This is a genomic window from Alterirhizorhabdus solaris (genome assembly GCF_007785815.1).
Classification (GTDB): domain Bacteria; phylum Pseudomonadota; class Alphaproteobacteria; order Sphingomonadales; family Sphingomonadaceae; genus Alterirhizorhabdus; species Alterirhizorhabdus solaris.
The window spans coordinates 1-8,384 of the sequence record NZ_VNIM01000140.1; the positions used below are offsets into that span (position 1 = coordinate 1).

The window sequence follows — 8,384 nt, forward strand, 5'->3', positions numbered from 1 at the left end:
GTCGTCGATATGTCCTCCGTCGATCTTTCCGGCACAGGTCTTGTCGTCGCGATCATGGGTCATGGCGAAGCTCCCGTCCGCCGTGATCTACGCGATGCAGGCCCCTGTCAAAGTGACGACGGCCACAGGAAGGCGATCAACTGTAATATTGCGAATATTGTTTGTAGTAAAAGGCCGGGTCGCCATGCCCGAACTTCACCTGCCGGTTCATGTCGACCTGGGCGAGCACGATGCCGGCGATGCGGACATGATCGTCCGGCAACATCCGCAACGCCGTGACGACCGCGTGATCGGGCGTCGCCCGCCAGCGCACCACCATCACCACCACGTCCACCATCGTGGCGAGCGCGCGCGTGGTGGAGATCGCGAGGATCGGCGCGGTGTCGATCAGCACCCGCTTGAACCGGCGCTTCAGGTCCTCGATCAGCTCCACCATGCGCGGTCCGCTCAGCAGGTCGGACACCTCGGCCATCGGGCCGGTCAGCGGCAGCAGCCACGCGCCGGTCGCGGTATCGCGCACCAGTGCCTCGTCCAGCGTGGCCTCGTAGCGCAGCACCTCCACCAGCCCGGGGCGGCGGCCGGCCATGCCGAAGATCGCGCTGGTATCGCGCCGGCGGGCGTCGCAATCGACCAGCACCACGCTCTCGCCGGCCAGGGCGATCGAGCGGGCGAGGCAGGCGGCGACCGTCGTCTTGCCCTCGTTGGGCAGCGCGGAGGTGATCGCGATCGCCTGCGTGCCGCGCCCGCCCGCCTGGCGCACCGCCATCATCACCCCGCGAAACGCCTCGGCATAGGCGGACATCTGCTCCGTCACCATCGCCTCCAGCGGCGAGGTGGCGGCCGGCAGCACGGTGGACAGCAGCGGCACGTTGCCCAGATGCGGCAGGCCGAGCAGCTTCTCGATCTCGTGCCCGCCGGTGATGCCGGAGAACCTGCGCTCCACCACCAGCGCCGCTGCCGTGCCCGCCAGCAGGCCCGCCAGCAGGGCGAGCGCCATCACCGGCAGCGGACGCGGCGAGGAGGGGGCGAGCGGCGGCTCCGCGCGCGAGATGATCCGCGCATAGGGCCGGTCGAACGGGGAGGCGGCGGCGGTCGCCCCGGCCAGCCGGCCGCTGCTGTACTGCACCGCATATTCGTTGGCCACGCGCGCGGCGGTGCGCGGATCGCCGGCGGTGTAGCCGATCGTCAGCGAATAGGTGCCCTCCAGCCGGTTCACGGCCAGGGGGCCGGTCAGCCGGTCGACGATCGCGCGCATCTGGCCGGCGGCGTCGAGCGGGGCCGGGCCGCTGCCGAACATGCGCCCGATCCGCGCGAGCAGGCGCGGGTCGTCGGCAAGGAAGCCCGCGTCCAGCTTCAGCGCCGTCGCCACCGCCACCGCCATCTCGCGCGAGCGGACGAGGCGGATCTCGCGCCCGGCGCGCTCCTCGGTGGTGCGCTGGGTGGCGGCGCGCGGGGCGAGCACGCCGTCGCTGGTGTCGAGCACCACCTCGGCCGTGGCGGTATAGCGCGCCGGCTGGATCGCGAGGAGCGCCAGCCCGATCGCCAGCACCGCCGCCAGCGCGATCAGGAACACCCGCCGCCGCCGCCGCACCGCATCGAGGATCGCGCGGGGGGAGAAGCCGCGCGGCACCTCGGCCGCGATCTCGTGCGGCGCGCGCGCCACCGGATGCCGCCCGGTCCCTTCGCCGGTCCGCTCCGGCGTCTCCAGATCGCGCGCGTCGTCCACCAGATATCCCTCGGCCGGCTCCCGGTCCGATCCGCCGGGCGTTCCTCTTTATGCGAGGGCGGCGGCACTGCAACCGTCATGCGCGCGGCACCGCGCCCGTCGGCGTGGCGGCCCCGGTCAGGAAGCATTTGCCGGATGGCCGAAACGATTGTTAAAGAGTGCCCACACCAGCAGCGAAACGACGGGACGAGACCTTGGGGGGGACGAAGGTGAGCGCCACCGACCACAGCCGCGTCTTCACCGAGCCGGTCCCGTCCGCGTGGAAAACGTCCGTCGACGATGCGGCGTCGGCAGGCTCGGCGTCCGCATCCGGCGCGCCGGCCTCCGAAACCTCGTCGGCGGGGGCCTCGCCGTCCGATGCGCCGCCGTCCGCGCGGCAGGACATGCCGGTCGCGGGGCTGCAGGGGAAGACCGGGCGCCTCGCCATGATCCGCGCCGCCCTGCGGCACCATCGCCGGTGGATCGTCGCGATCGTGCTGGTGGTGCTTGCGGCCACGCTTGCCGCCTATCTGCTCGTCCCCCGCCGCTTCACCGCGCAGGCCGACCTCTGGCTCGATCACGGCTTCGAGCGGCTCGGCCCCGCCACGCCGACCGCCGCCGCCTCGAACGGCCCGCTGGCGCGCAATACCGAGATCCGCCTGCTCACCTCGTCCGATCTGGCGGCCGGCGTCGTCGACCGGCTCGGCCTGGCCAACGTGCGCGGGCTGGGCCAGCCGCGCCGCGGCGCGCTGCTGCCGCCCGCCGTCGCGCGCCGGCAGGCGATCGCGGAGGTGCGCGACAACCTGCGGGTGCAGACCAACGGCGCCTCCTATGCGGTGGCGGTGCGCTACACCGCCGCCGATCCGGTGCTGGCCGCCGGCATCGTCAACCATCTCGTCGAAAGCTACATCGCGGACCGGCGGACCGGCGGCGCGCGGGGCCGGGCGCGGGTGGCGATGGAAGCGCAGCTGACCGGCGCGCGCGAGGAACGGATTCGCAACCGCGCGCTGGCGAGCGGCTATCAGGAGGCGATCTCGCTCGTCCGCAAGGGACGCGACCGCAACAGCATCTTCGCCGAGATCGCCGCGCTGGACGGCGCGATCGGTGCCGCCGTGGCGCAGCAGACCGATGCGGAGGCGCGGCTGCGCGAGGCGCGTGGCAACGCCGGGGCCGGGCCGTCGGGCGAGATCACCTCGCCGCGCATCCGCCAGCTGCGCGCCGCGCAGGCGGATGCGGCGGGATCGCGCACGCCTGGCGACGGAGCGACCGCCGCGAGTCGGAGCGGCGACATCGCGCGCGAGCTGGCCGGCGAGGTCCGTCGCGTCTCGCGTCTGGCGGAAAACGCCCGGATCGCGGGGCGCAACGTGGAACTGTTGCGCGCGGCCCGCGCCCGCACCGTCGGCGATCTGGCGGCGGGAGATGCCGCCGCCGCGCAACTGCGCCAGATCGGCGATCGCGCCGCTGCCGCCGACCTGCGCTACGCCGACTATGCGCAACGCTATGCCGTGATGATGGCGGCGCAGCGGCGCGACCAGGGCACCGCCTACCTGATCTCGCGCGGGGCCGCGCGCAACGCCCGCTCGCTGCCCGATCCGCTCGTCTTCGCCCTGGGCGGGCTGGCGGCGGCGCTGCTTGCGGTGGGTGCGGGCGTGCTGCTGCTGGAGGCGACGACCAAGGGTTTCCGCAACCGTCGCCAGCTGGAACGTCGGCTCGGCCTCCCGGTGGTCGGCATGGTGCCCGATCTGGGCGGCGTGCGCGAAGCGGATTTCGCGGCCGACGATCCGATGGGGCCGCCCGACTTCCTCTACAACCACCGCCACTCCGCGTTCAGCACGGCGTTTCGCGGCATCCACACCGGGCTGCGGCTGGGCGCTGGCGGCACGGGCCTGCGCTCGGTCGCGATCTGTTCGGCGCTGGCCGAGGAGGGCAAGACGACGGTGGCGATCTGCCTCGCCCGCTCGGCGGCGCTCTCCGGCCTGCGGGTGGTGCTGGTCGACTGCGACGCACGCCGCCCGGCCGCCAGCCGCGCGCTCAGCCCCTACGTCAAGACCGGGCTGGCGCATGTGCTGGAGGACGGCGCGGACTATCGTGACGTGATCCAGCGCGACACGCCGTCGGGCGCGTGGTTCCTGGCGCAGGCGAGCGAGCGGCTCGCGGCCAACGGCGCGGTGTCCTCGCCGGCGATGACCGCGCTGGTCCGCGAACTGGAGCGCGATTTCGACCTCGTGCTGCTCGACATGGCGCCTGCGCTGGCGCTGTCCGAATCGCGCGAGCTGGCGGCGGCGGCGGATGGCGTGCTGCTGGTGGCGCGTGCGCGACGGACGCCGGTGGAAGCGACGATGATGGCGCGTGACCTGCTCGAAAAGGCCGGCGCCCGGCCGGTCGCCACGACACTGACGATGGTCGATAGCTGATCGTATCGGGCGTCCCTTCCGGGACGGCCGGCGCGGTTGCCGGGCGGCGGATGCCTGACCGGCGACCGGCAGGCCGCCTGCTGCCGGTGCTCGCCAGCGCCGTCGCCGCGTGCCTCCCCCCATCCGCCGGACAACGCGGCCAGCGCCGTCGGCCCGGTCATCCTCGCATCCATCCGTCGGGCGGGCTGTCCCGTTCCGGGCCGGGCCACCGGGCGATGGTTTCGCGGTGGGGCGGGAGCGCGTAGAGGAGGGGACGATGCCGAGCCGCGCCGACCCGATCGAGATCCCCGCCGCCGCCCGCCCGGCGCGGGTGCCCGTGGGCGAGCGGCTGTACGTGATCGGCGACATCCACGGCCGGTTCGACCTGTTCGCCGCGCTGATCGGGCACATCCGCCGGGACAATGCGACACGCGCGCCGGCCGGCGTCCGTATCGTCGTGCTCGGCGACCTGATCGATCGCGGGCCGGATTCTGCCGGCGTCGTCGAGACATGCCGCACGCTGGCGGCGCGATCGGCGGGGTTCGTCGTGCTCAAGGGCAACCACGAGGCGATGATGGTCGATGGCGTGCGGGGCAATTTCAACGCCTTCAGCCTGTGGCTGCGACACGGCGGCGATGCGGCGCTGCAAAGCTGGGGAACCGACCCCGCGATCCTCGAAGCCGGCGCCAGCAACGCGCTGGTGCAGGAGGCGCGGCGGCGGATCCCGGCCGAGACGCTCGGCTGGCTCGACGCCCTGCCGCCGAGCCATGTCGCCGGCGATTATCTGCTGGTCCACGCCGGCATTCGCCCCGAGGTGCCGCTGTCAGGCCAGTCGGCGCAGGACATGCTGTGGATCCGCCGCGAGTTTCTGGAGAGCGGGGCGGATCATCCGTTCCTCGTCGTCCACGGCCATTCGATCACCGAAAGCGGGGTCGTCACCCGGTCGAACCGCATCGGCATCGATACTGGCGCCTACCGCACGCATGTGCTGACCGCGCTGGCGCTGGAAGACGACCGCCGCTGGACGCTCGCGACCGACGCCTCGGACGAGCGGACCGACCCCGTCGATCGCGACCGGCTGGAGGCGGACGTCGCGGCGATCCTGCGTGACGACGAGCCTGCCCAGGCCGGGGCCGTGCCCGGGCGCCGGCGGTGGCCGCGTGCCGGCGTCGCGGTGCTGCTGCTGGCGAGCGCGGCGTCGCTGGTGGCGGCGGTGCTGCTGCGGCCGCCCGGGCCGGCGCCGGGGGTGCAGCGCTATGCGCTGCCCGAGGTGGCGGCACCGGACAGTATCCGGATCGCGCTGCCCCCCGCTTCGGCCGCCGCGCTCGCCCCGCAGGCGGACCGACGCGGCAGCACGGCGGCGCAGCGATCGGCGTCACGGGCCGATACAGGCGAGGCGTCAGGCAAGGCCGGCGCCGATCGCGCGCCGGACACCCGCACCGCCACGCCGTCCGTCATCCGCCCGGCAGCGGACGCCGGCTTGCCTGTGACGCCGGTGGATATCGCCCTTGCGCCCGATCGGGACGGGGCAGCAAAGTTGCCGTCCGGCCGCACTTCGGTCGCCACCGAGAACTCGCAGGCCCGGCGGGGCGTCGATCCGGTGGGGCTGGTCCGTCCGCAATGAGGTGATCGTGCCGTCGGGCCGCTGGATCGGGCCGTGCCGCCAGCGTTGACCAACGCTACGCTGAGGTTGCCGGTCAGTCGATCGCCAGCGTGTCGCCGGGGGCGAGCTGCGGGAGCAGGCCCAGCAGCGCGGCGCGGTCGATCGCGATGCAGCCCTCGGTCGGTTTCCCCCGGTTCCAGCAGTGGAGGAAGATCGCGCTGCCCGCCCCCGCCACCGGCGGCAGGTTGTGGCCGAGCACGACGATCACGTCGTACAGCCCGTCCTCGCGCCACAGCCGTTCGGCCGACCAGCGATGCGGATGGCGCACTGGGCGATTATAGGCGGGGTCGGCCGGGTCGTCCGACCAGCCGTCGCCGGGCCGCAGCCGGCGCCACGGCAGGGCACCACCCGGATGCGCCACCCGGTCCGGCCGCAGCAGCACCGCCAGCAACGGCCAGCAGCCGATCGGGGTCGCGCCGTCGCCCTCGCGCTTGGCCGCTGCCGGCAGCGCGCCGCCGCGCCCGATCGCACACGGGATGATATGGCCGAACGCGGTCAGCACGCCCGCCGCCGTATCCACCCGCAGCAGGCTCACAGCATGTGGCCGGTGCGGTCGCGCTTGGTTTCGAGATAATGGTGGTTGTGCGGGTTGGACGTCATCGCGTGCGCCACCCGCGTCTCCACCGCCACGCCGGCCGCCTCCAGCCCCGCCACCTTGGCCGGGTTGTTGGTGAGCAACCGTACCCGGTCTTGCCCGATCAGCCGCAGCATCGCCGCCGCCACGCCGAAATCGCGCTCGTCGATGGCGAAGCCGAGGCGCACGTTGGCGTCGACCGTGTCGAACCCCTGATCCTGCAACGCATAGGCGCGCAGCTTGTTGACGAGGCCGATGCCGCGCCCTTCCTGCCGCAGGTACAGCAGCACGCCCCAGCCGCTCGCCGCGATCGCCGCTAGCGCCGCATCGAGCTGCGGCCCGCAGTCGCACTTGAGCGAGCCGAGCGCGTCGCCGGTCAGGCATTCGCTGTGCAGCCGCACCAGCGGCGGCTGTCCGTTGGGCGCACCGATCAGCAGCGCGACATGCTCGGCGGCGTCGTCCGGGTTGCGGAAGGCGACGATCTCGCAGGCGTCCGCCGCCGCGATCGGCAGCCGCGCGCGCGAGGCGATGGCGAGGCGGGCGGGGGCATCGTGCGCGGTGATCGCGGCGGCCTGCACCTCCACCTCCGCCGCCGTGTCGCCGGTGGCGAGGAAGAAGGCCGGCAGCAGCCCGGCCAGCCGCGCCAGCCGCAGCGCGGCGGCTGCGGCCAGCGGCGCCTCCAGCGGTTCGGTCAGCCATGGGCCGGAGAGCGGGTTCGCCAGATCGAGCGCGGGATCGGCCAGCGCCACCGCCGCCGCCAGATCAAGCCACGGCACCCGCGCGATCCGCACCGCGCCCGCCGCCTCGCCGTCGGCGGCATCGCGCTGGTTGGTCAGGTGCAGCGTCGCCGCGCGCCCGGCCGACAGCAGCACGGCGCACGCCCCGGCGGGGTCGAAGCGGGCCAGCCGGGCGTCGTCCGCCCCCTCGATCGCCAGCAGCACCAGCCGGCCGTCGGCGGCCGACACCGCCACCGGCCAGCCGCGCCGCAGCGCATCGATCGCGCGCGCGGCCGAACGGTCGAGGCTGCTCACAGCCCGACCCCCGCCATGTCGAACTCGGTGACGAGCGGCACGTGATCGGACGGGCGCAGCCAGCTCCGGCAATCCTCATGTACCCTGTGCGCCGTCGCGGTCGCGGCGACGGCGGGGCTGGCCCACATATGATCGAGCCGGCGGCCGCGATCGTTGGCGGTCCAGTCCTTCGCGCGGTAGCTCCACCAGGTGAAGTTGCGGGCCGGCGCGGGGATGAAACGGCGGCCGAGATCCACCCAGTCGTGGCTCGCCTGCAAGGCGGCCAGCGCCGCCACCTCGATGGGCGTATGGCTCACCACGTCGAGCAGCGCCTTGTGGCTCCACACGTCGCATTCCAGCGGGGCGATGTTGAAGTCGCCGACGATCAGCGTCGGCTCGCGCAGTTCCTCGGACCAGCGCGTCATGCGGCCGATGAAGTCGAGCTTCTGGCCGAACTTGGGGTTCACCGTGCGGTCGGGCACGTCGCCGCCCGCCGGCACATACACGTTCTCCACCCGCACGCCGTTCTCCAGCCGCACGCCGACGTGGCGCGCCTCGCCATTGTCCTGCCAGTCGTGGCGGCCATGCTCGAACAGGGGGAGCCGGCTGAGGATGGCGACGCCGTGGTGCATCCGCTGGCCGTTCAGCACGCGGTGGACGTAGCCGAGCCGCTGGAACATGTCGGCGGGGAAGGTATCGTCCACTACCTTGGTTTCCTGCAGGCACAGGATGTCGGGCTGTTCGGCGGTGAGGAAGCGCTCGACGATATCGAGCCGCGCGCGCACCGAATTGATGTTCCACGAGGCGATCTTCATGGCCGGCGATGTAGCGGGGGGTCGGGCGTTGCGCCAGCCTCGGCGGGCGTATCGGCGGGGGGGGGGTTTCTTTTTACAACCGACGGCGCTGGCGGACCCCTCTGAGTGGGTTGTTGTCGGGTGCGTCGTCTTTGCTAAAAAAGACAACGACAGACAGCTGGTCTCAGCACATGAGCATACCAACTGACTGTAGTACAAGAGAGAGACACAACGAGTAAGGAATA

The 8,384-nt window shown here is 72.9% G+C and carries 6 protein-coding genes; 2 read left to right on the plus strand and 4 right to left on the minus strand.

All coding sequences use genetic code 11. The features are described from left to right. Positions 1–136 precede the first annotated feature (136 nt). Entirely contained in the window at positions 137–1,726 is a 1,590-nt protein-coding gene (locus FOY91_RS19795; protein ID WP_145155574.1) for a tyrosine-protein kinase domain-containing protein, read from the minus strand. A 209-nt stretch (positions 1,727–1,935) separates the two neighbouring features. Between FOY91_RS19795 and FOY91_RS19800 the strand changes: the two genes are divergently transcribed. Continuing rightward, complete coding sequence (locus FOY91_RS19800) at positions 1,936–4,119, plus strand: polysaccharide biosynthesis tyrosine autokinase (RefSeq protein WP_145155576.1); 2,184 nt, start codon at positions 1,936–1,938, stop codon at positions 4,117–4,119. 256 nt (positions 4,120–4,375) lie between these two features. Further along, positions 4,376–5,722: a metallophosphoesterase family protein gene (locus FOY91_RS22115; protein WP_203234644.1), complete on the plus strand. Its 1,347-nt coding sequence runs from the start codon at positions 4,376–4,378 to the stop codon at positions 5,720–5,722. A gap of 73 nt (positions 5,723–5,795) precedes the next feature. On the opposite strand, the gene FOY91_RS19810 is transcribed toward FOY91_RS22115, so the two are convergent. The 3 genes from FOY91_RS19810 to FOY91_RS19820 are packed head-to-tail and all read right to left on the minus strand — an operon-like array spanning position 5,796 to position 8,160. Beyond that, on the minus strand, positions 5,796–6,296 hold the full coding sequence (locus FOY91_RS19810) for a L,D-transpeptidase family protein (protein ID WP_145155578.1): 501 nt from the start codon (positions 6,294–6,296) through the stop codon (positions 5,796–5,798). Continuing rightward, on the minus strand, positions 6,293–7,366 hold the full coding sequence (gene ribA, locus FOY91_RS19815) for a GTP cyclohydrolase II (protein ID WP_145155580.1): 1,074 nt from the start codon (positions 7,364–7,366) through the stop codon (positions 6,293–6,295). The genes FOY91_RS19810 and ribA overlap by 4 nt, the downstream gene beginning before the upstream one ends. Next, positions 7,363–8,160, minus strand: a complete 798-nt coding sequence (locus FOY91_RS19820) for an exodeoxyribonuclease III (RefSeq protein ID WP_145155582.1) — start codon at positions 8,158–8,160, stop codon at positions 7,363–7,365. The genes ribA and FOY91_RS19820 overlap by 4 nt, the downstream gene beginning before the upstream one ends. Positions 8,161–8,384 lie beyond the last annotated feature (224 nt).

Coding starts and splice junctions, on each gene's coding strand:
- FOY91_RS22115 (WP_203234644.1), top strand. CDS start 4,376: ATGCCGAGCCGCGCCGACCCGATCGAGATCCCCGCCGCCGCCCGCCCG.
- FOY91_RS19820 (WP_145155582.1), bottom strand. CDS start 8,160: ATGAAGATCGCCTCGTGGAACATCAATTCGGTGCGCGCGCGGCTCGAT.